This is a genomic window from Microbulbifer mixtoriginis (SeqCode) (assembly GCF_052466765.1).
In genome coordinates, this window is sequence record NZ_CP174289.1 from 578,127 (window position 1) to 602,532 (window position 24,406).

Consider the following 24,406-nt stretch of genomic DNA (forward strand, 5'->3'; position numbering starts at 1 on the left):
GGGTGTCCTGGCTGGGACACTATAAGGTGCGGCTCCGGGGGCACTGGGCAAGTCGGAAATAGTCGACCTCCCCAGGGCCACAAGTCACTGGCTACATAAATCCATCAACGCACATCGAGTAGATGCCGGGCGATAATCAGGCGTTGTATTTCGCTGGTTCCCTCGTAAATAGTGGTAATGCGTACATCGCGGCTCATACGCTCCAGCGGATACTCGCGGGTATAACCCACCCCACCGTGAATTTGTAGGGCCAGGTAGCAGGCTTCATTGGCTTTTTCACTGGCAAACAGCTTGCCCATAGAGGCCGCAGGGCCGAATGCCTGACCGGCATCTTTTTGCCAGGCGGCTTGTAACAACAGCAAACGGGCGCCTTCCAACTCGGTATATTTATCAGCCAGTTGCCACTGCAAACCCTGGAATTGCGCCAACTTCTTGCCGAATTGCTCGCGCTCGTGCATGTAACTGCGAGCGCAGTCCAATGCCTCAAGACCGATGCCCAGCGCTAGTGAGCCGATACCAATGCGCCCACCGGCCAACTCGCCGGCGGCAATGCGGAAACCGCGGTTCTCTGCACCCAACAGATTGGCGGTGGGAATTCTGCAATTGTCGAAGGAGACTTCATTGGTAACAGACGCCTTCTGCCCCATCTTTTCCTCGGCCTTACCGATAATCAGACCCGGTGTGCCAGCCTCCACCAGAAAGCAACTAATGCCTTTGCCTTTGGCCGCCTCGGGATCGGTTACTGCCCAAACTACAAAAATGCCAGCGAACTCAGCACTGCTGATAAACAGTTTGCTGCCACTGAGCACATATTCGTCACCGTCTTTCACGGCGCGGGTGCGCATGGCTGCGGCATCGGAACCTGACCCCGGTTCTGTCAGGCAAAAAGAACCCGCGGCATATTCACCGCTGCAAATCTTGGGTAAATACTTTTGTCGCTGCTCTTCATTGCCGACGGCCTGGATGACCTCGGCCACCATATTGGTAACGGAAGTGGTCGTAGCCGTGGAACTGCAGCCGCGGGCGAGCTCGGTAATCGCCAGGCTGAAAGCTATGGTGCCGGCACCGGTGCCACCGTAGTTGGGATCGATATTGATCCCCATAAAACCCAGTTCAGCCAAGGCTTTCAGCTTGGCCAGCATCAACTCGCGGTTACCGGTTTTATCGAGCTCTGCGGCGATGGGCTTCAGTTCGCTCTCGGCAAACTGACGCGCCGCATCCTGAATCATCTGCTGCTCTTCGCTCAGTGAAAAATCCATACAGTACCTACTTTATCGTTATCGCGGTTGGATGGGCGGCACAGGGCACCGCTCACTCATAATGTTGAGGATAATAAAATCCTGGCAGACATTGGTTGCCAATTCGCCATTTTCCCCTGGGAAATCTGCAATCAATAGAAAGGTTTGCGGTGCTGGGAAGTGTTTAGGTGTGTAGCCCTGTTCGAGCTTATCCCGGAAAGATACCTAAGAGTGCTCTCTCCCCCACCGTCTCGGCAACCTTGTTTGTTTATTATCTGCCAAGTGGTGAGCGTTTCGGCCATCCTTGACCGTTCAAACGCAGGCCTAGCGCCTGGTAGTTTTACCTTTAGGCTCTGGATCAGGTACCGCCACGGCAGTATCTGTTTTTACTTCCTCCATCACCACATAGGTGTGGGTTTCCCGTACACCCGGTACCGAGGCCAGCTTCTCACCGAGAAAACGGCGGTAACCCAGCATATCCTTAATGCGAATCTTCACAAGATAATCAAAGCCGCCGGCCACCATATGACATTCCTGCACTTCCTCAAGGCCTGCCACATGCTGGTTAAAGGCCTCCAGGGCCTCGGTAGCGGTGTTATTCAACGTCACCTGGATGTATACCACCAAGCCGGCATGAACCTTGAGAGGGTCCAGCAACGCCACATAATCACGGATAAAGCCCTCTCGCTCGAGGCGCTTGACCCGCTCCAGGCAGGGGGTGGGACTGAGGTTCACACGGCGCGCCAACTCTACGTTTGGCAGGCGGCCATGCCGTTGAAGAATCCGCAGTATTTGGCGATCGATACGATCCAGATCTTCCAACTGTCGAGACATTACAAAATACCCTACTGGCAATCACGCATTTAGGCGTGATATTTAACCACAACCGTCGCCAAAATGGCGATTAATTCTAAGCACTTTCGCACATAATCCGGTCTTTTATTCTGACCCTAGATATAGAGCTTGGGAGACGATATGTCGACAAACTTCGCCGGAGATCTCCAGAATGCCCGAGAGCGGGCACACGAGTATTTGCACGCCGACGAAAACCAATGTGTTAGCGAGCTCCTGGCCGCCCCCCGCCCCAGTGACGCCCTACGCAAGAAAATTCTGAACACCTCGCGCGAGCTGGTGCGCCACTCGCGCCAGCAGCGCAGCAAGCGCGGTACTCTCGATGCCTTCCTGCAGCAGTTCGGCCTTTCCAATAAAGAAGGCGTGGCACTGATGTGCTTAGCGGAATCCCTCCTCAGGGTTCCCGATGCTGATACTGCCGACAAACTGATTGCCGAGAAAGTGCATTCCGGCAACTGGTCCAGCCATCGTGGCCAGTCAGATTCTCTGTTTGTGAACGCATCTACCTGGGGGCTGATGCTCACCGGCAGCGTGGTCGAGCTGGACCCGGATATTACCGAGCGCCCCTCTCACTGGATGAAGCGCCTGATCAGCCGCATCGGCGAACCCATGGTGCGCACCTCTATGATGCAGGCCATGAAAATTATGGGCGGCCAATATGTATTGGGCCGCACCATCGAAGAAGCCCTGAAGCGCGGCCCCAAGGAAAACCTGCCCGGCACCCGCTTCTCCTTCGACATGCTCGGCGAAGGTGCGCGCACCATGGCCGACGCCCAGCGCTATTACGACGCCTATATGATGGCCATCGAAGCCATCGGCAAAGACAACAGTAAACGCGATGTCGTCGAAGCTAACGGCATCTCTATCAAACTCTCCGCCCTGCACCCCCGCTACAGCGTATTGCAGCGCGAGCGTGTAATGGGCGAACTGCTGCCGCAGGTTAAACGCCTGTGTGTGGCCGCCGCCAAATACGATATGGGCCTGAATATCGATGCGGAAGAGGCCGAGCGCCTGGATATTTCCCTGGATATTTTTGAAGCCCTGGCCCGCGACCCGGAACTGAAAGATTGGCAGGGCCTCGGCTTTGTTTTGCAGGCCTACCAGAAGCGTGCCCCCCATGTGGCCGACTGGCTGATTGCCCTGGGCCGCGACACCGGCCGCAAGCTGATGGTGCGCCTCGTTAAAGGCGCTTACTGGGATAGCGAAATCAAGCACGCCCAACAAATGGGCTTGAGCGATTACCCGGTGTACACGCGCAAATGCCACACCGACTTGTCCTACCAAGTGTGTGCAAAAAAACTGCTGGACGCGGAAGAAGCGATTTACCCGCAGTTCGCCACCCACAACGCCTATACCGTGGGCCTGATTTTGGAAATGGCCGGCGAGCGCACCAATTTTGAATTCCAACGCCTGCACGGCATGGGTCACCTGCTCTACGCACAGATCGAAGCCGTACACGGCAAGCGTGTACCCGTGCGGGTTTACGCCCCCGTGGGTGCCCACCGCGACCTGCTGCCCTACCTGGTGCGTCGCCTGTTGGAGAACGGCGCCAACAGCTCCTTTGTGAACCGCTTTATGGATGAAGACACACCCATTGAAGCACTGGTGCAGGATACCCTCGATTTAAGCGAAGCCTGCAACCCACTCCGCCACCCGCAAATTCCTGTACCGGAGAATATTTATATGGGCGCAGAGGCCCTGCCACGGAAAAATTCACACGGCATCGAACTGACCGACCCACTCGCAGTAGAACCCCTGCTGGAAGAAGTACAAAAACAACAAGGCAAGCACTTCCTCGGTGGCCCTATTGTTGATGGCGTAATGGGCAAGTCTGAAGAGCCGGTTTACAACCCAGCCAGCGGCGAAGTAATCGGCCATACCGCCAATACCGACAAACATTTAATTGAGCGGGCCTACGCCTCCGCCACCGAAGCGCAGATCGACTGGGACCGACAGGGTGGCAACAGCCGCGCTGAGATTCTCGATCGTATCGCCGACTTCTATGAGAAGAAAACCAACGAACTGGCAGCCATTATCTGCCTGGAAGCGGGTCGAACTCTCAACGACGGCATTAGTGAAGTGCGCGAAGCGGTAGACTTCTGCCGCTATTACGCCAATGCCGCGCGCCAACACTTTGCTGAGCCCACCGAGCTGCCCGGCCCTACCGGTGAAAAGAACCAACTGTTCCTTGGCGGCCGCGGCGTATTTGTGGCCATTAGCCCCTGGAACTTCCCCCTGGCCATCTTTACTGGCCAAGTGGTTGCCGCCCTCGCCGCCGGTAATGCCGTACTGGCCAAGCCCGCCGAGCAAACCCCAATCATCGCCGCGCACGCCGTGCGTATCATGCTCGACGCCGGCGTTCCCCCCAAGGTACTGCACCTGATTACCGGTACCGGCGCCGCCGTGGGTAAACTGCTGATCGAAGATCCGCGCCTGGGCGGCGTAGCCTTTACCGGCTCCACCGAAACTGCGCGCCTGATCAACCAACAGTTGGCCGCTAAAGAGGGCCCGATCGTACCGCTGATCGCCGAAACCGGCGGCCAGAATGTCATGGTCGTAGATTCCACTGCCCTGCCCGAGCAAGTAGTGGACGATGTAATTCAATCCGCCTTCCTGAGTGCAGGCCAACGCTGCTCCGCCCTACGTATTTTGTGTGTGCAGGACGTAATTGCAGATAACCTGCTCAATATGCTCAAAGGCGCTTGTGAAGAATTGACCCTTGGCGACCCCAGTAAACTGGAAACCGATATCGGCCCAGTGATCGACGAAAAAGCCCTGGGCTTGCTGGAAACCCACCGGGAACGTATGGCCAAAGAAGCAAAACCGCTATTTGCCTTCGACGAAAACAAAAAACCCAGCCAAGGCACCTTCTTCGGCCCGCAAGTGGTAGAAATTGAAGATTTCTCCCTGCTCGAGCGCGAAGTCTTCGGCCCCTTCCTGCACGTGGTGCGCTTTAAAGCCGAAGAACTGGAGGACGTGATCCGCCGTATCAACGCCACCGGCTACGGCCTCACTTTCGGCCTGCACTCCCGCATCGAAGGCCGCGCCGACGCGGTATTCAAGCGTGTGAACGTGGGCAACTGCTACGTAAACCGCGATATGGTAGGCGCAGTGGTAGGTGTAAACCCCTTCGGCGGCCAAGGCCTCTCCGGCACCGGCTTCAAAGCCGGCGGCCCCCACTACCTGTTCCGCTTTGCCACCGAAAAAACCAAAACCATCAATACCGTTGCCACTGGTGGTAATACGCAACTGTTTAGCTTGGGGCAGTAAGCCTTCAGAGCTGAGAGAGCGGGCAAAGCCCGCTCTTTTTTACTTCAAAATCACAATCACCTACCACCCCCTCCCCACCTCACAGCCCACCCTATTTAGCCAAACCCACAAATGTCACTGTTAAATGATAATAATGCTTAAAACAATGTAGCTACGGCGCTGTTCGCTCGATTATCCCAAGATCAAAAGCCACGAAATAACAAGGTAACTATGCAGCTTCTTATATCCACATTTTGACGTTCGTACTAATTATGTCTTAAAGACTGAATTTTCTGATTTTTTTCGCTAGGCCGGTAGCTTATGGTGTTGGGATATATGAATGGGGATATAATACAGCTGCTTTTGAATACACTGTTATGAATCAAAAAGGTGAATTTATGGATGAAGTTAACGGCGCAATGGAGAGTGTAAAGGTTGGTTTGTCATTACTCTCAGATGCCATTGGACTTGCCAAAAAAACTAAAGATGCTCTGCCTAATTCGAAAGATAAAGATCTAATTGATAAGGGGCTTAACGAAGCTGAAAAAGCATCGAAATTGGCAGAAGCTCAGATTGCTCAAGCTTTGGGATATAACCTCTGCAAGTGCACATTTCCTCCTCAAATAATGTTGTCAGCAGGTTACAAAGAAAATATAGAAGATTTTCGTTGCCCAAAATGCTCTAAGAGTTCTATTGCTCCAAAGAAAGTAGTTTCCAGACCTCAGACTATCAAGCCTATGGGCCCGAGGTAGAAACTCATAACAAGCACATCAACTTCGCTCCAGCCACTACGTGGCTTCCGCCGAACAGCCCACGCTTTGCACGGTCTGCCGGTTATGCGGGGCGTTATATGTATGGAAGCATCTCATGAAATTTAAAGGTTATTTTTTCATATTGATTCTGGTTGTCTCTGGCTGTACCACCTACCAATTAGAACCCGTAGTGAAGCAAGCAACCAATGAATCTCCCATAAAAATACACTCTTATTCAATTAGTATCAGTGAAAATACAAAAGTATGGACTAGGAATGATATTCTTGAAAAAACCAAAGAATCTCTAAATACTAGCGAACGGCTAGACTCCGTCCCAGTAAACACAGCCCAAGCTAAGAGCAATTACCACCTTGATATAGATATCAAATATTGGCACGGAGGTGCAGGTGGCGATTCTTTTATTAGTGCGCTGAGCTTAGGCCTCATCCCAACTTGGGGAGAAAATAAAGACCTCTTCATATATAAATTTGACCTATATAAAAACGGAGAGCTCCATCATTCTAATACCTATTCAGTTAATGAAAAACATTATAGTCATATACTCCTACTACCTTTTACAATCATAGATTTAGGGTCGCCCAATAAACCACTTGAATACTATGTAGAGACCCTACATGCTAATAAAAACATATAACAAGGCGTTCAAAATGGACTCTGATCTTGCCCCGTTTTAACGGACACCAAAGTCAAACAGACGAGGTGTCTTATGCCGAAATACAACAAACCTAGAAAGACTTGGCAGTATTCAAACGAATTCAAAGTGAAAGCGGTAATGCTTAGCTTGATAGAGGGTGTTCAAGTTAAGGAAGTGGCCGAAACTCGCGATATTCACCCTTTTATGCTGTCACGATGGCGAAAAGAGTTTCAGGAGGGGAAGATTGTGGCAGATAAACGAAGAAAGCTTACTGGTGCAGTCTCTAAAGCAGAGAAAGAACTTTCTAGGGTAAAGCGTTTAAAGGCGGAGAATCGTAAATTAAAGCAGGAGCTTGATTTGTTAAAAAAGTGGCAACGGTTTCTTGCGGAGGAACATCAGCAAGATATCGATTCATCCAGAGGTTCGGATCAGAACTAGGTATCAAAAGAACTTGTCAGTGGCTGGGAGTATCGCGCAGTTGCTATTATGATTGGCTGAATAGGCAGCGATCGCACCGAAAACACCAAGATGATGATCTAAAGGTTCAGATTCAAAAGATTTCGGATGACTCTGCAGGGCGCTATGGTAGTCCAAGAATTTGGAAAGCCCCGCTGACCAAGGGACATGAAGTTAGCCGTAAGCGCGTAGCCCGGCTGATGCAGGAATTAGGAGTCGTAGCCAGAGTTACGAGAGTGACACGTAGGGCACCAGGCATAAAGCGTTTCCTAGCCTCTGGGGAGAATCTTAGACCGGATGGAGCTGTGCCTAAAAGCAAGAATCGAGTTTGGGTTGCTGACATAACCTACCTTAAAATTAAGGGGCAATGGCAGTACTTGTCAGTGGTGATGGATTTGTATTCTCGCCGAGTAATCGGTTGGAGTTTAGATACGAAAAGAACAACAGAATTAACCCGAAGAACCCTGATGAATGCTGTAAGGAAAAGAGGATCACAACCGGGATTAATATTACACACGGACAGAGGTGTAGAGTACAGAGGGTCCGAGTATCAAAAAGAGTTGAAAAAATATGGAATCCAGCATAGCTTGAGTAGAGCGGGTAAATGTACGGATAATGCCCATATGGAGTCGTTCTTTCATAGCTTAAAAGCTGAACTGATTAGAGAAACTAGATTCCAGACAATGAGCCATCTAAAGTATGCTTTGACTCGATATATTAATAATTTTTACAACCGTAGGCGGCTGCATTCAGCTCTAGGCTATCAATCACCAATGGAATATGAGCGAATAGCAGTATGAAAAGTAGTGTGTCCGTTTTATCGGGGCAAGAACAAGTCTCAAGAATGTCAGGGTCACCGACACCAAACAAAAGAATATTTAGACTCAATTAGTCTCACATATAAAAAATTCAAATATAGCCGTTGTCTCTTTGGAAGATCATACTCGCACTCAGTCTATACCTATTTCAATCGAGACATTTTCACTACAATTATTCCGGAATTCGCGCGGTGATTGTCCAGTCCATTTTTTGAAGCTTCGAGAGAAACTACTAGTATCACAGAAACCTAGTTTATAGGCAATTAAAGTGATAGGAAGCTCATGTTGTTTAAGGTATTGAACCGCTTGATATTTACGTATTTTATCCAGAATGATCTGATAACTGGAATTTTTTTCTTTGAGTTTTCTATGTAGGCTACGACAACTAATAGCAAGCTCCCTGGCCACTGCCTCTTGTGAAAAATCTCCTGAGGGCATCAGGTCAATAAGCACTCTATTAGTCATGCTGACTATGTCACTCTTCCGCAATCGCTCTAAATAACTTATCAAGGCCTGTTCATTAATGCTAACTAACTCATTGTTTCCTGAAGCGAGCTTCCGGTCAACAAACTCTTGCTTAAATCTAATCTCACAAGAATCAGCCGAAAAATTGATCGGACATCTATACATCCGTTGATGGTATTTAAGAACGGAAGGTCTCGGTCTCTGTAGATCAATAGATATTAAGTGTTGATGGACATCTGGGCATATCTTCCCAATGGACTTTATTAGCAAAGCCATAAAGGCATCTATAGCATGAATACTTGGCTCATAAATAAAGTCATCGACTTTTTTCCAAGATACTATAACTTGCTTCTTTTCATCATGTATATTAATTCTCATTGCGGTGGTGACCACCTCTGAAAATCGTGCTGACCTCAATAAACTTTCTCTAATGGAGCTACTCGACAAGTGAACATAACTTAGAGCGTGAAGATTTGTATGTTTGACGTACTTAGTAACTTGCAATCCAATACAATCATCACCTGAGATAGCTTCGGCGAATTCCCATAGTTTTTTCATATTATCTAGAGGTATTCTTTGATTTGCATCCTCAATACATTTTGGGTCAATTTCTGCACACCGTAGGATTTCTTGGGCAGAACAATATGGTTTCAAGGTCTCAATAATGGGTAATACCCAGGTTGCAATGGTCGTGTGTCCATACTCAGCCATTTACACATATGTCCTAATTAGTCAAGAGATTGGCCTTATCGGCAAAGAAACCTATAAGCCAATCGATTAGCATCCACTGACTCATTTCCTTGCCTGTCAAGATTATCCTAACAATCTTGGCATGTTAAGTGAGTCTATGCTTTAAAAAAGCTAACCGGCTATAACGATTAAAAACATGAAAAGTCTTATAAAAAAAGTTGTGTATCTTACCGGGCTGGCAGTAATCACTGTGCATCATGTTGCTATTGCCAATGAGCCGACTCAGCTTTTTTGGGGAGATATGCACCTTCATACCTCATACTCATTTGATGCCTTCTTAAGCCAAAATTATTCGGCAACCCCGGATACCGCTTACCGCTGGGCAAAGGGGCAACCGGTCATTCACCCTTATACCCATGCAAAAGTACGTATCGATACACCTCTGGATTTTCTAGTGGTATCGGATCACGCTGAAGGATTGGGTGTTATGAGAGCAGTGGTTAATGAAACAGATGAGCTCGATAGCGAGATGTCCTTTTATCAGTCGATGATGCGCTGGTTTGCCAAGCAGCATATTCGCTATAAGGTATCGATCAATGAGGGTATGGATATTTTCAATGAGCTGCTGCCAGCTAAAGCACTAGACTCGGAAACCTACCTTGATCCTGTCCAGGATCCAGCTAACCAGCCCCCGGAACCAGTGCTTGGAGATTTGAATAAAACCCGGACAAGCGCCTGGAACGATATAATCAACGCTGCAGAGCGTCACAATAATCCCGGTACCTTCACCAGCTTTATTGGCTGGGAATGGAGTTCAACGCCAACCGGGGCTAATTTACATCGGGTCGTGGTATCCCCAGATGGTGCAGAAAAGGCTAAGCAGTATCTTCCTTTTGGGTCTGACCAGAGCCAATATCCAGAGGATTTATGGTACTGGTTAGATGAGACTTCTCAACGAACTGGCAGTGAATTTATTGCCATTCCTCATAACTCCAATGTTTCCAAAGGCTACATGTTCGCAGAAACCACACTGCGCGGTGAGCCAATTGATGCACAGTATGCGCGCACACGTATGCGCTGGGAGCCCTTAGTCGAAATAACACAAATTAAGGGGGATTCAGAAACCCATTCAAAACTTTCACCGCGAGATCCCTTCGCCGACTTCGAAAATTATCCATTTTACTTACAAGCTGATCCAGAGGCTTACCGTATTGCTAAAGGTGACTTCATTAGATCCGCCTTGCGTACTGGCCTGGAGATACAGGATAAAATTGGTGTAAACCCTTATAAGTTGGGTTTTATAGGGTCCACGGATTCACATACTGGTATGTCTACTGCAGAGGAGAACAATTTCTGGGGTAAATTTGCCCATGATTCCATACCAACTAGTAAGCGTACCAACACTGTCATTGGCGGTACCAAGGCTACTGGCTGGAATATGTCTGCTTCTGGACTCGCTGCCGCTTGGGCAGAAGAAAATACAAGAGAGAGCCTTTTCGCTGCGTTTAAACGCCGTGAAGTGTATGCCACTACCGGACCTAGAATACAGGTACGTGTCTTTGCCGGCTGGAACTTCCCTAAGCACGCCATAGATGCTGAAAATATCGCCGAATTGGGATACATCCATGGCGTACCTATGGGAGGAGATTTGACCAAACCACAAGAAGCTAACAAACCAATTCAGCTGCTCATACGTGCGGTTAAAGATCCCAAAGGAGCAAATCTGGATAGAATCCAAGTTGTTAAATCCTGGTTAGATACGACAGGAAAAAGCCATGAAAAAATATTCAATGTTGCTTGGTCTGGGGAACGTACTCTTAACAACCAAGGGAAATTAGATTCTGTGGGTGATACAGTAAATCGAGAAACAGGACAATATACCAATAAGATTGGTTCTATTGAATTATCCACTTTATGGCAAGACCCAGAATTTGATGTAAATGCACGCGCTTTTTACTATGTTCGAGTATTGCAGATCCCTACTCCACGCCATTCACTCTACGATGCCGTAGCCTCAAAAGAAATTAATGATGGAAGTATTCAGATACCACCTGAAGGGCCCGCGGTTCTCCAGGAGCGTGCTTACACCTCTCCTATCTGGTATACCCCATAATATCTTTAATAAACCCGATAACTAAAGAAGCCTGATGGTTAATTTCGTTAATCCATTCTGATGAAGAATAGAAACTCTCTATAAATATCAATGGAGGACATTAAATGCAGTGGAAGTTTGAAGAACTAAGAAAAGAACCCCTGCTACACTTTTTCATTATCGCATTAATACTATTCATCGCTGCAGAATTTCTAAACAAAGATAATAGATTCAATCAAGAATACACCCTACTTATAAACGAAGACAAGATCATTGAGCACCTCCAATTTCAGAAAAAAACATTCAACCAAACATTTGCTAGGCGTTATTGGCAAAGCCTAACTCACACTGAAAAATTCAACTTGATTGATGATTACATTAGGGAAGAAATACTTTATAGAGAAGCGATCAACCTAGGTTTACAGGAACATGATCAAATTATACGAAGACGACTTATTCAAAAGCTGGACTACGTAACTGGAGGCTTTTCTAGCAAAATAAGTATTACAGATGAAGATTTGAAAAATTACTTTAAACTTAATCAAGAAAAATATCGCATCGAAGCATCAATTACTTTCACCCATGTTTTCTTTGATGCGAGGCATTACTCTAAAGAAAATTTAGAGGAGACCGCCAAGCAGACTTTGGATCAACTTTTAAAACAATCAATCCCTTTTGAAAAATCTTCCCTCTATGGGGATAGGTTTCTTTTCCATCGAAACTATGTAGAACGAACTTCTCAACTAGTAGCTAGCCATCTCGGAAATACTTTGGCGCAGAATGTTTTCCGCCTGCCCTTAAACACCTGGTCTGGCCCGCTTGAGTCCCCTTATGGTCTACACCTGATATTGGTTAGCGATCACAAAAAAAGTCGCCTACCCAGCCTTAGCGAGGCCTACCCCTTAGTTATAGAGGATTATCGACGAGAAAAATTGGAAGTGAATAAAAAAATGAAAATTAAAGAATTGCTGGCCGAGTATAGAGTTGAGTGGGACAACTCCTTACCTTATGTGCCTATGGACACAACCTATGCTAAATAGAAGTCTCTACAAGACCATTACAACCGTTATAATTTCGTTACTAGGTACAATCTTTAATAATCTAAGCTTTGCTCATGATGGAAGACCGCTTTACATTGAATTAAAAGAGATCTCGGAAAGCAGATACATCCTTCGCTGGAAAACCCCGCCAGTTATGCAACCAGGTACTGAACCTGAAGTAAGTTTGACAGGAAATTTTTGCCAAAGGCACTCAACTACATTAGATTTTTCTGGGCGTAATGTTAAGAGCTATCTATGTCAAGCCTCCCACCTGCATAATTTTAAAGGAGCAGAGAACACCCTTAAATTAAAAATCTCATACCCAATTGCTAACCCTGCCTTATCAAGCTTAATTCAATATAAAAAACTTAAGGGTGATACAATCAACATCTTTAGTGGCCCAAAGATCTTAGTAATAGACTTACCTTACAAATTAACTATTTGGGAGTGTATTAAACAGTATATTGAGGCTGGATTTCTACATATACTAGAGGGCTATGATCACTTGCTTTTTGTATTATGTTTAGTATTTATTGCCCAAGGCCTTAAGAGTATTTTAGTCGCAATTAGTGGATTTACATTAGGACACTCCCTCACATTGGGGCTCGCAAGTTTAAATCTATTCTCCATTAGAATTGATGTTGTGGAAGTTTTGATCCCATTAAGCATTATGTTTCTAGCCGCAGAAATTGTATACGCCATTGAGCGGGGTAATAAAAACACTTTGACCTGGCGTTATCCTGCTATTGTAGCTGGTGGATTTGGGTTGTTACATGGGTTCGGGTTTGCCAGTGCGTTAACAGAATTAGGTCTTCCACAAAGTCAGAAAATCATCGCTTTGTTTAGCTTTAATATAGGTGTAGAGCTTGGGCAGATACTCTTTGTTTTAGTCTTGATTGCTTCAATTTTCCTGATCAAGTGGACCTTTTCAAGGTGGAGCATTTCATTTTTTTATAAACATATCTTGGCACAGTCAGGGTACATTATTTATCCAGTTGGAGTAGTTAGTGCATATTGGTCAATCGACAGAGCTCTGGGTTTGATTTACTAATCTAACTAAACTGTTAACTGTAGGTTAAACCGATATTAATCCAATAAGGCATTTCGAACCCTGAAAGATCCAAAAGGCTCAGCCATATCGTATTATTTGTACTATCGCTATGAAAAAAATGCTGCGCTTGCAGTGCTGCAACTCAATGAAACATCGTTCAAATCACACCCTGCACGGGTATCAGACCGACATATGATAAGATTCATAAGGTGTCAAGCTTTCCATATCTGGTACATTCCACTTCATCATTGCCTCATAAAGAGGCTAACTAAAACGTCAGTACAGATATTGAAGTCCCGCTGCAGTGTGTACATTGGTGCCAATTAGGTGTAAGTGTTCATAGCTGGCTCTTTTCAGATTCCTCCATCTCAAGCCAGTAATCCAGCCCTTAAAGTCAGTGTGCCAAGAGGTAATTTGCTTGAGAAGTGAGTATGCTAGTATTCGCTCGGTTTGTAACAGGTAGCTATAGGTAAAGGCATTTGGTATATAGCCTCTTCAAAATATGGTTAATATCAAATTTTACTCACAACCTGTCTAGCTATTCCTATACCTTTGGTTAAGTAATTTTCTTACGCTTGAAGAACTAATAATAATGAGAAAATACTGAACATTTAATTTTATCAAGGGATTGCATATGACTCCAGATATTTTCACCGACTTAAAAATCCAACAAATGATCAAATTTTGCTCTGCTGGCTATGATGTATGGGGTAAAATTATCAAGAGAGATGTCAGCAACAACTACGTTGCTGGCCGCGATCGTTCTATAGAAGGTCAGATATATTGGAATCACCTTAACAGTGAAGTTAGTTGTATTTTGGCTATTCACTCCTTTCTCAGGGAATACTTAACTTCTAAAGTGCCAGCTAGTGAAATCTCACAGCTTGACTCGATGAAAAACAGCTTTTTGTTAACGGTTGTAGATTATCAAAGACTTTGTTCCACAGCACACCTTACAAACAATATTGACAAGAAAATTGAGAAAAATAATGCTCTCAAGAAAGACAGAAAAATTAACCTTGGCATTTCAACTTCTTCTTTAGCCTCATCCATCCATGATATCCCCTCAAAGATCAATGGAATTGTGGCTACTATACTTGCACTTAAAAGTCTAAAACAAAATCTTGGGGCGGTGGATACCAGTTGGAGCGAACACTATAGAGCTGTCCGTCGTGATTTTCTGGCTATTGCTTCAAATATCATTGGTCTTTTTGCACCAACAGCAGTAGGAAATACAATTATTGTCGCGTGGATGTATAGCGATATACGTGACCTTAAAAATTTTAATAAAACCGGTCTAGAATTATCAGAAAACAAGCAAAAACTCTTAGATGCTGCTGGCAAATTTAGTGGCGATACATCCATAGGCGACTTCTATACTTACGTACTTGTAACAGCACTGGCAGAGCATTACGGTTTTTCACCGAACAACGGAATTAAGTATAATCCACAGCATCCGCATCTGAATATGGCGAAAGTTATTATGGGGTAGAATATAACTATCGGCTATTTTACATCACAAGAAAATATCTATTCAACGCGCAGAAATAGTACTCTTGGTCAACCTTAGTATCGAGACAAGCTAGGCACATACATCGTTCTTTGCTACTATTTCTGCTCTTAAAATCAACAGGAAGAGTAATTAACTAATTCTCTTCAACTATTTTATAGGATACATCATTGAGCAAGGTGTTAATATTTGGTAACTCAGCCTCAGGGAAATCCACTCTAGCAAAGTATCTTTCCCAGAAGTTAGGACTTGCACATTTAGATTTAGACACTTTAGCATGGCTGCCAACCTCTCCCCCGCAAAGAATGCCTCTAGATGAATCTCAATTGAAGGTCATTGACTTTCTAGAGGAACATGAAAACTGGGTGGTAGAGGGGTGTTATACAGATTTATTAGAAATTCTGGCTGACCAAGCCACTGAAATCATATTTATGGATCTTAGCATTGAGCAATGTATACAAAATGCCAAGTCTAGGCCATGGGAACCGCATAAGTATGACTCTAAAGAAGCTCAAGATTCAAATCTAAATATGCTGGTTAATTGGATAAAGGATTATAAAATAAGGCTAGATACCTTTTCTTACGACTCACATTTGAAATTTTATGAATCCTTCCAAGGAAAGAAATCTATTTACAATAAAAATCAAACTTATACTTAAAAAGGGTGATTCTACAATGCTACTGAGTATTTTTACTGGGCCTAAATAGTAAATAACTAATCAATGCTCCTACAGCTCCACCAACAAAGGGCATGAATAAATAATCCCAGCTCCAGGCCTTTGTTGCCAAAGCCACAGCCGGGTTTAAAATTCCGTATGAAGCGTTGTGGGATACAATCAACCCTAGCAGTAGTGAGCCACCCACAACAATCCCTGAGGTGGCCTTACTTATATCTTTATTATATGTCGTAGACATAACCCCAAAACTAAAGAAAGCAGTCCCCAATGCTTCACCAATACCACTAAAAACAGAGGCTTTATGAGAAACCAGCCAACCTTCCTGCCCCAATTGCATATACATAGTTACCATCAGTAACGCCAAAACTCCTCCACAAACTTGAACAATTACATAACCCAGAAAGTCTCTAAAGCTAATCTTCTTGGAGATTAACATGGAAAAAGAAATTGCTGGGTTGATATGACAGCCAGAAATGCCCCCAAGGAGATATACGCATAAGCCCAATGCAAGCCCCGCAGCAATAGGTGTCGCTATGGGAAAAGGGTTGCTTGGAGTTAGAGAGGTTAATACCGCTGCAGCGAGAATGAAGGTACCAATCAATTCTGCAGATAACTTTTGTATAAAAGTATAATTCATAGGCATCCTCTCCACATCAGCAAATTATTCTCAGCATTAATACAATCGATTGGACTGAAAAATTGTTTTTCTATTGGGCACTTAATAAGTGCCTAGATAATTGTATTAAAAATCATAGAATAGCTTGATTTAGATCTGGTTTTACGTGCTTTTTATTTACCAAAGATGTTTCTATTGATTAAATAGCTTTCAATCATTGAAGAGTGATCACTGAGAATCTATGGCCTCCCTAATAACTTAAGTTAGAGCACCTAATAAATTCTCTAAAGTGCTTCACAAAATCCCCTCTTCTTCATAATCTACCTTCACATCTTTACCTGTTACAAACAAAACACACACTACAAAGCCTGCCAAGGCAAGGTAGGCATTGACTGTAAAAGCTCTATCAATACCTGTGGGAAGATCTGGAGCCATAGCAACGATGGTGGTATTCATTCCTAATCCTAATGCCCCACCAGCTATTTGATACATATAAAGTATTGCTCCAGCTAGACTTGACCGGGATGGATCGACTACCGTTATCGCCGCAGTCGTTATTGTGGAATAGAAGAGCCCAACCCCCGCACCCAGAATCATCAAGCCGGGAATAAGCACCGGATAGGTGGTATTGGCAGTCATATGCGAAAGCATAAACATTCCGATACACATACAAATGGTACCGGCAGAAACAATCACTTTAGCTCCAAGCTTTTCATACAAACTGCCAGATATATAGGAAACTATGCCAAATACCGCCATCATTGGTAACAACCCTATTCCAGAAAATGCTGCTGAGTAACCCCTAACCTTGGTCAGAAACTGAGGGACATAGAGCAATGCTGCAAAAAAGACCACAGAGAGTAGTAATGTTGCCATGCCCGCCGCAAAGAACTTATTATTTGTGGCTACATCTTCAGGGATTAAGGCATTCTTGCCAGCATTGCGTTCTACGATGATAAAAAGCCCCAAAAATATCAAGAAAACTGCAAATAAAGAGACTATCCAGGGGCTTTTAAAGCCAAAGTCTACCGCCAAATCCAGCGCAACGAGCAAGCCAAACAATGAGATAGACAGAGTCGTTACTCCTGCATAATCTATTTTTTCATCAACTTTATCCGGACTGTCATCGGCGATCACCTTCCAACAAACTAGGCAAGCCAGAATCGCAATGGGGATGTTAATAAAAAAGATCCAGCGCCAACTAGCTAAATCAGTTAGTATTCCTCCCAACATTGGCCCAATGGCATTGGATGCTCCGCAGACTGTCATAATTAGGCCACCCGCCAAGCCTGAACGATCCTCCGGCATTAATCCATAGATCATCCCAAGAATGGCCGGCCACATCATTGCGCCTCCAATACCCATTAGTGCCCGAGATATTAGGAGCATCCACATGTCTACAGCCAGTCCACCAAGAAGAGAAAAAAAGACAAAGATTGCAGTGCCGATAAAGAAGATACGTCGGCGCCCAAACATATCGGCCAAGCGCCCTCCGGAGATGATTAGAACGCCAAAAACCAGGGTATATCCGTTTATTACCCACTGAGCCGTAGTGATATCAGAGTTAAACTCCTTCTCCATTGCAGGAATCGCTACAGAGAAAGCTGTGAAGTCATTTGCAATAAGAAATACCGCTAGACTGAGTGCTACCAAACCCCAAAATTGGGTTTTTGTCAGGGGAGTCCTAGTTTCTGTCATGGTATCCTTCCCGGCACTTATTTTTACAGCACGAACTAAAAAATCGTTCTAGAAAGTTTGGCCTATCTGACCCTTTTAGTATTAATTTTTTGCGAGCGCATTACTTTCAGAAAGTCACTCAATTCAAAGTTTTTAGATGTTATTTATTATGCCTACAGATAGAACTGCTATTTTCGACAGTCATTTTCACATTATTACCCCTGGTTTTCCTCTTTTTTCAAATCAAGGATTTACGCCTGATTTCTTTACTACCAGCGACTATTTGGACCGGGTAAAAAATTACGACCTTCTCGGTGGTGCAGTTATTTCAGGGTCTTTTCAGCGAAATGATCATACCTACCTAATGGATGCTCTAAAAAACCTAGGGAAGAATTTTGTAGGAGTGATCCAGCTTCCGCCAGATACCAGTGATGAAAAGATATTGACGCTCAATGAACATGGCGTCCGTGCTGTAAGATTCAATCTAAAGCGTGGGGGTTCAATCTCTGCAGCAACTATCAGGGATTTCGCACAAAGAGTCTATGAACTGGCCAATTGGCATGTAGAACTCTATGTAGATTCAGCCCATTTGGCCCCTCTAGAAAGCACCTTACTAACCCTACCCAGCGTGTCTATTGATCACCTGGGGTTGAGTCAATCTGGGCTCAAGTTGCTGCTATCTCTTGCCGAAAAAGGTGTACGAGTGAAAGCAACAGGATTTGGGCGCCTGGACTTCAATCCATCTAACGCCATTAAGGATCTTTATCAGGCTAACCCTAGCTGCCTTATGTTCGGTTCAGATTTACCGTCTACTAGAGCACCGCGTCCTTTTCGAGATGAGGATGTTACATTAATTAAAAATACTCTGGATGAAACGGGAGCCAACCAAGTTCTTTGGCAAAATGCTAAAGCATTTTATTTTCACCAGAATGAACGGATAGGAAGTTAATGTGTATTTATCTATCAATCAATATTGCCAACTTCAATGTTTAAGGCTTTGAAATTAATTTTTCAATAACCTAGAGCTCCCTCTTATACAAAGCAGCTTCTCAAAGTAAATAATGGTTTGTTTAAGTCCATCGTTTAGCTTTACTTTGGGCTCCCAATTAAGTAAAGATTTTGCCTGATCAATAACTGGTTTACGCTGACGAGGATCATCTCTAGGTAACGGTAGGTAGATCAATTTTGAAGTTGACCCCGTTAATGAAAGTATACGCTGAGCCAGCTGACTAATAGTAATCTCAGATGGATTTCCCAGATTAATGGGGCCCGTTATGTTTGCTGGTGCCCCCATCAAGCGAATCAATCCTTCAACTAAGTCATCAACGTAGCAAAAGCTTCGTGTTTGTTGGCCTGTACCATATATGGTTATATCATCACCCTTAAGCGCCTGAACGATGAAGTTACTTATTACACGCCCATCATTTGGGTGCATTCTTGGTCCGTATGTATTGAAAATCCTACCTACTTTTATTTGCAATCCATATTGACGGAAGTAACTGAAAAACAGGGTTTCAACACACCGCTTCCCTTCAATATAACATGAACGCATACAAACCGGATCTACCTTTCCCCAGTACTGCTCAGACTGAGGATGCACTTCAGGGTCTCCATAGACTTCGCTTGATGAAGCCTGGAGTATTTTGGCGTTAACTCGCTTTGAAAGGTCAAGCATATTAATTGCGCCATTAATATTAATCTTTAGCGTCTGTACTGGATCAACCTGGTAATGAATTGGCGAAGCTGGGCAAGCCAGATTATAAATTTCATCAACAGCAACATATAATGCGTTTGTTACATCATGCTGAATAAAATTGAAACATGAATTCGATAACAGATGTTTTATATTGTGCTTTACCCCCGTGTGTAAATTATCAGCGCAGTAGACATCATGTCCCTCTCCCAATAATTTTTCACATAGATGAGCCCCTAAGAAGCCGGCGCCACCTGCAACCAATATTCGTGACATTATAATTCCACATTTAAAATACCAAACCTATAAATCATAGAATCGAATAATACACACAAGCCATAAAACCTATCAAATACACCATCTTTAAGATAGAGTTAAATTTAGCCACTTATTATTTATGCCATAAAGATAGTTGTATCACAACATTTCACGCCACTGTTAAATGGTAAGCCCCACAAGGATTCATAATTCAACCCATAACAGTAACCTATTAAGACTCAGCCAAATTAGCTAAGGAAACACATTACTACTTGAGAGAACCACCCATTAACACTTATAAACCACTATCGATTAGTATTAATAACAACACAATCTTCTAGAATACACCTTATAAATCATTTATTTATATCAACTACTTGGACTTTCTGAAAATGGCATTAGGCACCCTCTTCTGCTTTGCTCACCGAGGTTACCAAGGCTTATTTAGTGAAAACACGCTACAGGCAATTAGCGAAGCACTGGATTTGAAGGTTGGAGGTGTAGAAATTGATATATGGAATATTGGCGGTCAACTTCTTGTTACTCATGATAGGCGCCTAGGTCGTTTGCAACCTGGGAATACAATTATTACAGACATGCAACCAGAAACTCTTAGAGCTATGCCTCTACCCTGCGGCAGTAAGATTCCAACGCTACAAGAAGTCTTAGACTTAATAGGTGACAAGGCTCAATTAAACATAGAACTCAAAGGCCCTAATTGTGCGACACTATTGGCACAAGAGATTCGTACATTTGTTACAGATAGCGGGGCTACTTTTGATCAATATATAGTATCTTCATTTGATCAATTACAATTATATGAATGCCTACGCCTACTACCAGAAGTTCGTCGCGGTGTAATAATAGTTGGGGTTCCCCTCGATCTAGCCGCATGTACAGCCCCTTTGAAAGCTTATTCACTACATACTGCCTTGGACTTCCTCCACAAAGATTTACTTAATGATGCCAAACATCGAGGGTTAAAAAACTATATTTTCACTGTAAACAACCCCGACGACTTAGCACTACTTTCCTCACAGGGTGTGGATGGAGTATTTACTGACAAACCACAAATTGTCTTGGATTTTAATAAGAAAATTATGGACACATAACCAACCAATCAATCAATAACTCAATCGGAAAATATTTCAACTTAAAAATAAAAACATTTACACGAACATTTAGCACCCATCTTAATTGATTGTCATACCCCTTAGCACTTCAAACTTGCAAAGCGGCTCTTTTTACAGACCAGGGTGACAAATCAAACAAAGGTGTCTCATCCAAAACTAGGCGCTTTAAATTCTCTCCAATCACTGGGGCAAACTTAAAGGCTTGACCTGAACCATGGCTAAAGATAAAAATATTTTTGCTCAAGCGGTCTAATACAAACCCTGCGTCTGTACTCATTGTATAAGGACATAAGTGCGCCTCTGAGCGGGACCTAACACCTTCTATATAAGAAAATACAAAATCGTCTAGAATTTGCAGTAACTCTGTAGGAATCGTCATATTCGCAGAGTGAGTGTAATCTGACCTTTTTAACTTATCTGGTGCCCAATCAATACCTATTTTGATCAAACCTGTGCCGTTCTTCTTATCCCCCATACAAGGAAACCCATAGTAAAGCCCTTGATCAGGATCATTCTTTGCTTTTTCCTGAAAACAGAACCACTGTGGATAGGTATCCATACGATCTCTTTCAATCGTATAGTACGCCCATAACATTGGCCAAATCTGAAGCTGTACCTGATACCCAAATAGTTCAAGGAAATATCTAGACCAAGGGCCTGCTGCTATAATACAACGCTTGGATGAAGCTTTAGTACCATCCTCAAGTAGGACATTTACATCAGTACCATCAGAGACCGAAACCACTTTGGTTCCTAACCTAATTTTATGGCCACAACGAATCACTTCATTTTTCCAAAAACTTAAGGACTCGCAGGATAACACAGCGCCTGCTGCTGGCTCAAATAGCCCTTGCCAGCCGGGCTTGGTGCGCAGTGGCCAGCGCGCACTAATTTCCTTTGCAGTCAACTCTTCAAAAGGTATTGATTGCCTCTGCATGACTTGTTTAGCCGCACAGATACTCCCTTCAATGGTTTCCTCCCCCCAGTCTTCACCATAAAATAACAGGCCATGGGATACTCTAAGTTTTTTACCATAATGTTTTTCCTGAGATTCCCAAAGTACATTAGAATATTTTGCAGCTTGGCAGTAATATGGATTGGAGTACATCGCTCTGAACATTCTCGTACTACCGGAGCTACTACCAAAAGTATTTCCAATCTGGAATTGGTCACAAACTAGAATGGAATCCACAGATTTGCGTAGCGCATATGCTGAACTAAGACCTGCCATACCCGCACCAATGATTATCACATCGTAGTAGCTTGTCATCTTAACGCTCTAACCGTAGCCAACAAACTGTCTTCCTAAATAACTAAGATGGGGGTACCCAGATTCCAATTTTTTAAAGCAGGCTTCAGAAATTTTACTAAATATAAAATGATAGACTTGCCGTGGATTCACAGACCGCCAAACCTCTGGGTTGTAAAACTCAATAGAATCAGCCATCACTGCACCGGCACTAGAAAGTCCTTCATCAAATACTATCGTGCCTTTTTCTTCCAATATTTGTTGAGCTCCAGATACAAAAGGTAAGTTAGCCACACAAACCAATACTCTAGCCTTTAGATTCCTAGCCAAAGCAACATCAATTATCCGGGAGGCTGAGGCGAGAACAACAATATCCCAGTCCTGTGAAATCCAATTTTCTATATTTTCAGAATTGACGGCACCTGAAATACTACCTCGCTCCAAGATATGATCATAGACAGATACCAGCTCTCCCATTTTTACCAACCTTTTAACGATTCTGCTCCCAACAGCACCTGCACCATGCACTAAAACTCTTGCCCTGGGGATATTGAGTGCGGATTTTCCCGCTGCAATAGCACCTAAAGCACCTGATGCCGTAGCTTCTGCATAATGCATCTTTGAACCTAATGCGGCTAACACATATTGGGTTTTCGCAGCTAGATGCATCACTTGTGTATCTCCAAAGTTAAGGTCTGCACCAGTGAACATATCTCCTTTTCTTTTATTGAGCTCTGATGCTGCTATGGTAATAATTTCACCAAAGGATGCTTGCGATATGCTATTGACATTTGCAACAATTTTTCCACCCCTAAATCCTGTATGATAGGTTTGGTGCTTAACCTGCATTCGCTCTGCTAACTGACAGGCTTCATCAGCAGCATATTCATCCTTCTGATATTCTAATACTCTCAGACCGCCATTCGCTGGCAACGAACTTCTTTTAGCGCAAGCGAAATGGATTGTTCCACATGACATTTTAATCGAAAGTAAATCTACACTCATGATAGATCCACCATATCAGCGACGCTCCAAGCGAATATAGTGATGAACATAATCCATACTATATTGATTGGGACTATTGAAAATACGTTCCTGCAACTCATCATATAACTTTGCAATCGCAGTAGAACTCCCTCCATACTCAACAATTGATGTATGGAATGTTCGCTCACTCCAACTCCGTATAGTTTTCATCAGCCCCTCGGAAAAGGCTGAAGCATTTCCATCCAAATCAAACTGACTGCGATATGGGCATGGTGTCATTTGTATTGACACTTCATGCACGATCCAGTTTTTCTTATGATGAGGCATATTAAGAACCTGCCAAATATCTTCATCTGTACGATAATAATTTTGAAATACTGCACCTTCAAAGGCACTTTTCGATATTTCCCCAGCTTCATACAGCTGCAACCAAATATCATACAGCGTGTCAAACATATCTTTATCTTTTGCGTTATTACCCAGCAAATGGCCGCTTTCATCCTGAGCCAAATCCACAAGAACAAATTGACCACCCACCTCAAACTCCCAGGCTCTCGCCTCAAGCAGTGAATCAAAATCATTCACGGACTGCGCTCTGAAGGGTTCGCGCCGAAAGCCACTCACCTTGTTTGCGTGTATGTGTTCTAAAAAAGTGTCAGGCATTTTAGATAGCCAGTGCATTGTGGTAGCCGCCAGAGCAATATTGAGTGAAGCCTGGGGTGCCACATGATTATAAAAGCTACTGGGTTGTATAAAGACCACTAGATTTTCAAACTTAGCTCTTAATTCGTTTAGATTATCAGCGAGTGTTAACAGATCACTGGATGGTAAATCATTAGCGATATGGTATATCGGTTTATCACCGAGTTTTTTAAATAGTCGCCCCCATAATTCCATAGAAGTTCCACCATCTGCAGCGCCATAATCGATAGTGTTACAAAATTTTTTATTTGGTATAGAATCCAAGGCACACAGAAATAAAGGCCAACTTTTATCAATACAGATCTTAGCTCCCAAAGTTTCCTGGGAGTAATTCTGTAACATCCCTATACTCATAGACTAATCCGCCCTCTGTGTTTCTTGCCACTTCCTGTCTAAACAGGAAACATTTAGAGTAATTATAATGTTGACAGATTACCGCAAGGTGGGGCGAACTCTTAATAATTACTAAGCAAACAATACAGACTAGCATTTTAACCATTATTAGAAATAGCCTCTAAAATCTAGCTGTTTTTCTCCGTATCAACT

At 44.0% G+C, this 24,406-nt stretch carries 20 protein-coding genes; 11 read left to right on the forward strand and 9 right to left on the reverse strand.

Features of this window, described 5'->3' with window-relative positions:
- Window positions 1–104 precede the first annotated feature (104 nt).
- On the reverse strand, window positions 105–1,259 hold the full coding sequence (locus ACJJIV_RS02395; protein ID WP_444890628.1) for an acyl-CoA dehydrogenase family protein: 1,155 nt from the start codon (window positions 1,257–1,259) through the stop codon (window positions 105–107).
- A 303-nt stretch (window positions 1,260–1,562) separates the two neighbouring features.
- On the reverse strand, window positions 1,563–2,072 hold the full coding sequence (locus tag ACJJIV_RS02400; RefSeq protein ID WP_252085528.1) for an Lrp/AsnC ligand binding domain-containing protein: 510 nt from the start codon (window positions 2,070–2,072) through the stop codon (window positions 1,563–1,565).
- 141 nt (window positions 2,073–2,213) lie between these two features.
- On the opposite strand from ACJJIV_RS02400, the gene putA reads away from it, so the two are divergent.
- From putA to ACJJIV_RS02420, 4 genes are all read left to right on the forward strand, one after another.
- Window positions 2,214–5,360, forward strand: a complete 3,147-nt coding sequence (gene putA, locus ACJJIV_RS02405; protein ID WP_444890629.1) for a bifunctional proline dehydrogenase/L-glutamate gamma-semialdehyde dehydrogenase PutA — start codon at window positions 2,214–2,216, stop codon at window positions 5,358–5,360.
- Between the two features lie 356 nt (window positions 5,361–5,716).
- Window positions 5,717–6,091: a hypothetical protein gene (locus ACJJIV_RS02410; RefSeq protein WP_444890630.1), complete on the forward strand. Its 375-nt coding sequence runs from the start codon at window positions 5,717–5,719 to the stop codon at window positions 6,089–6,091.
- Between the two features lie 115 nt (window positions 6,092–6,206).
- A complete protein-coding gene (locus ACJJIV_RS02415) occupies window positions 6,207–6,746 on the forward strand; it encodes a hypothetical protein (RefSeq protein WP_444890631.1) in 540 nt (179 codons plus the stop codon).
- A 72-nt stretch (window positions 6,747–6,818) separates the two neighbouring features.
- Window positions 6,819–8,002, forward strand: a protein-coding gene (locus ACJJIV_RS02420; RefSeq protein WP_444890632.1) for an IS3 family transposase whose coding sequence is annotated in 2 segments (ribosomal slippage) — window positions 6,819–7,101 and window positions 7,101–8,002 — 1,185 coding nt in all. Because the reading frame shifts where the segments join, the coding sequence is not laid out codon by codon here.
- Between the two features lie 150 nt (window positions 8,003–8,152).
- Here the strand turns inward: ACJJIV_RS02420 and ACJJIV_RS02425 are convergent.
- A complete protein-coding gene (locus ACJJIV_RS02425) occupies window positions 8,153–9,196 on the reverse strand; it encodes an AraC family transcriptional regulator (protein ID WP_444890633.1) in 1,044 nt (347 codons plus the stop codon).
- A gap of 175 nt (window positions 9,197–9,371) precedes the next feature.
- Between ACJJIV_RS02425 and ACJJIV_RS02430 the strand changes: the two genes are divergently transcribed.
- From ACJJIV_RS02430 to ACJJIV_RS02450, 5 genes are all read left to right on the forward strand, one after another.
- Window positions 9,372–11,288, forward strand: coding sequence for a DUF3604 domain-containing protein (locus ACJJIV_RS02430; protein ID WP_444890634.1), 1,917 nt, complete (start codon window positions 9,372–9,374; stop codon window positions 11,286–11,288).
- Window positions 11,289–11,392: 104 nt separating this feature from the next.
- The gene (locus tag ACJJIV_RS02435; protein ID WP_444890635.1) at window positions 11,393–12,307 is read left to right on the forward strand and encodes a peptidylprolyl isomerase; all 915 of its coding nucleotides are present in this window, start codon (window positions 11,393–11,395) and stop codon (window positions 12,305–12,307) included.
- Entirely contained in the window at window positions 12,297–13,358 is a 1,062-nt protein-coding gene (locus ACJJIV_RS02440; RefSeq protein WP_444890636.1) for a HupE/UreJ family protein, read from the forward strand. Before ACJJIV_RS02435 ends, ACJJIV_RS02440 begins: the two co-directional genes overlap by 11 nt.
- 634 nt (window positions 13,359–13,992) lie before the next feature.
- On the forward strand, window positions 13,993–14,850 hold the full coding sequence (locus ACJJIV_RS02445; RefSeq protein ID WP_444890637.1) for a hypothetical protein: 858 nt from the start codon (window positions 13,993–13,995) through the stop codon (window positions 14,848–14,850).
- A gap of 197 nt (window positions 14,851–15,047) precedes the next feature.
- A complete protein-coding gene (locus tag ACJJIV_RS02450) occupies window positions 15,048–15,527 on the forward strand; it encodes an AAA family ATPase (RefSeq protein ID WP_444891687.1) in 480 nt (159 codons plus the stop codon).
- Window positions 15,528–15,546: 19 nt separating this feature from the next.
- On the opposite strand, the gene ACJJIV_RS02455 is transcribed toward ACJJIV_RS02450, so the two are convergent.
- Together ACJJIV_RS02455 and ACJJIV_RS02460 are read right to left on the reverse strand one after the other, a co-directional pair.
- Complete coding sequence (locus ACJJIV_RS02455; RefSeq protein WP_444890638.1) at window positions 15,547–16,182, reverse strand: MIP/aquaporin family protein; 636 nt, start codon at window positions 16,180–16,182, stop codon at window positions 15,547–15,549.
- Between the two features lie 273 nt (window positions 16,183–16,455).
- On the reverse strand, window positions 16,456–17,859 hold the full coding sequence (locus ACJJIV_RS02460; RefSeq protein WP_444890639.1) for an MFS transporter: 1,404 nt from the start codon (window positions 17,857–17,859) through the stop codon (window positions 16,456–16,458).
- Between the two features lie 136 nt (window positions 17,860–17,995).
- Here ACJJIV_RS02460 and ACJJIV_RS02465 point away from each other — a divergent pair, with 136 nt between their 5' ends.
- Window positions 17,996–18,787: an amidohydrolase family protein gene (locus ACJJIV_RS02465; RefSeq protein ID WP_444890640.1), complete on the forward strand. Its 792-nt coding sequence runs from the start codon at window positions 17,996–17,998 to the stop codon at window positions 18,785–18,787.
- A gap of 54 nt (window positions 18,788–18,841) precedes the next feature.
- Here ACJJIV_RS02465 and ACJJIV_RS02470 read toward each other — a convergent pair whose 3' ends face one another.
- Window positions 18,842–19,807, reverse strand: coding sequence for a UDP-glucuronic acid decarboxylase family protein (locus tag ACJJIV_RS02470; protein WP_444890641.1), 966 nt, complete (start codon window positions 19,805–19,807; stop codon window positions 18,842–18,844).
- Between the two features lie 374 nt (window positions 19,808–20,181).
- Between ACJJIV_RS02470 and ACJJIV_RS02475 the strand changes: the two genes are divergently transcribed.
- Window positions 20,182–20,901 carry a glycerophosphodiester phosphodiesterase gene (locus ACJJIV_RS02475; protein WP_444890642.1) on the forward strand — a complete coding sequence of 240 codons (720 nt, stop codon included), beginning with the start codon at window positions 20,182–20,184 and terminating at the stop codon, window positions 20,899–20,901.
- Window positions 20,902–21,010: 109 nt separating this feature from the next.
- On the opposite strand, the gene ACJJIV_RS02480 is transcribed toward ACJJIV_RS02475, so the two are convergent.
- Genes ACJJIV_RS02480 through ACJJIV_RS02490 form a run of 3 tightly spaced genes read right to left on the reverse strand, consistent with a single transcriptional unit; the run spans window position 21,011 to window position 24,214 of the window.
- A complete protein-coding gene (locus tag ACJJIV_RS02480; RefSeq protein WP_444890643.1) occupies window positions 21,011–22,192 on the reverse strand; it encodes an FAD-dependent oxidoreductase in 1,182 nt (393 codons plus the stop codon).
- A 9-nt stretch (window positions 22,193–22,201) separates the two neighbouring features.
- Window positions 22,202–23,176, reverse strand: a complete 975-nt coding sequence (locus tag ACJJIV_RS02485) for an NAD(P)-dependent oxidoreductase (RefSeq protein ID WP_444890644.1) — start codon at window positions 23,174–23,176, stop codon at window positions 22,202–22,204.
- A 15-nt stretch (window positions 23,177–23,191) separates the two neighbouring features.
- Entirely contained in the window at window positions 23,192–24,214 is a 1,023-nt protein-coding gene (locus ACJJIV_RS02490; protein WP_444890645.1) for a class I SAM-dependent methyltransferase, read from the reverse strand.
- Between the last annotated feature and the right edge of the window lie 192 nt (window positions 24,215–24,406).

What these genes read in the sequence shown, in the direction of transcription:
- ACJJIV_RS02480 (WP_444890643.1), bottom strand. Translation starts at nt 22,192, where the DNA reads ATGACAAGCTACTACGATGTGATAATCATTGGTGCGGGTATGGCAGGT.
- ACJJIV_RS02485 (WP_444890644.1), bottom strand. Translation starts at nt 23,176, where the DNA reads ATGAGTGTAGATTTACTTTCGATTAAAATGTCATGTGGAACAATCCAT.
- ACJJIV_RS02445 (WP_444890637.1), top strand. Translation starts at nt 13,993, where the DNA reads ATGACTCCAGATATTTTCACCGACTTAAAAATCCAACAAATGATCAAA.
- ACJJIV_RS02465 (WP_444890640.1), top strand. Translation starts at nt 17,996, where the DNA reads ATGTTATTTATTATGCCTACAGATAGAACTGCTATTTTCGACAGTCAT.
- ACJJIV_RS02400 (WP_252085528.1), bottom strand. Translation starts at nt 2,072, where the DNA reads ATGTCTCGACAGTTGGAAGATCTGGATCGTATCGATCGCCAAATACTG.
- ACJJIV_RS02490 (WP_444890645.1), bottom strand. Translation starts at nt 24,214, where the DNA reads ATGAGTATAGGGATGTTACAGAATTACTCCCAGGAAACTTTGGGAGCT.
- ACJJIV_RS02435 (WP_444890635.1), top strand. Translation starts at nt 11,393, where the DNA reads ATGCAGTGGAAGTTTGAAGAACTAAGAAAAGAACCCCTGCTACACTTT.
- ACJJIV_RS02415 (WP_444890631.1), top strand. Translation starts at nt 6,207, where the DNA reads ATGAAATTTAAAGGTTATTTTTTCATATTGATTCTGGTTGTCTCTGGC.
- ACJJIV_RS02455 (WP_444890638.1), bottom strand. Translation starts at nt 16,182, where the DNA reads ATGAATTATACTTTTATACAAAAGTTATCTGCAGAATTGATTGGTACC.
- ACJJIV_RS02395 (WP_444890628.1), bottom strand. Translation starts at nt 1,259, where the DNA reads ATGGATTTTTCACTGAGCGAAGAGCAGCAGATGATTCAGGATGCGGCG.
- ACJJIV_RS02440 (WP_444890636.1), top strand. Translation starts at nt 12,297, where the DNA reads ATGCTAAATAGAAGTCTCTACAAGACCATTACAACCGTTATAATTTCG.
- ACJJIV_RS02470 (WP_444890641.1), bottom strand. Translation starts at nt 19,807, where the DNA reads ATGTCACGAATATTGGTTGCAGGTGGCGCCGGCTTCTTAGGGGCTCAT.
- ACJJIV_RS02430 (WP_444890634.1), top strand. Translation starts at nt 9,372, where the DNA reads ATGAAAAGTCTTATAAAAAAAGTTGTGTATCTTACCGGGCTGGCAGTA.
- ACJJIV_RS02425 (WP_444890633.1), bottom strand. Translation starts at nt 9,196, where the DNA reads ATGGCTGAGTATGGACACACGACCATTGCAACCTGGGTATTACCCATT.
- ACJJIV_RS02410 (WP_444890630.1), top strand. Translation starts at nt 5,717, where the DNA reads ATGAATCAAAAAGGTGAATTTATGGATGAAGTTAACGGCGCAATGGAG.
- ACJJIV_RS02460 (WP_444890639.1), bottom strand. Translation starts at nt 17,859, where the DNA reads ATGACAGAAACTAGGACTCCCCTGACAAAAACCCAATTTTGGGGTTTG.
- ACJJIV_RS02475 (WP_444890642.1), top strand. Translation starts at nt 20,182, where the DNA reads ATGGCATTAGGCACCCTCTTCTGCTTTGCTCACCGAGGTTACCAAGGC.
- putA (WP_444890629.1), top strand. Translation starts at nt 2,214, where the DNA reads ATGTCGACAAACTTCGCCGGAGATCTCCAGAATGCCCGAGAGCGGGCA.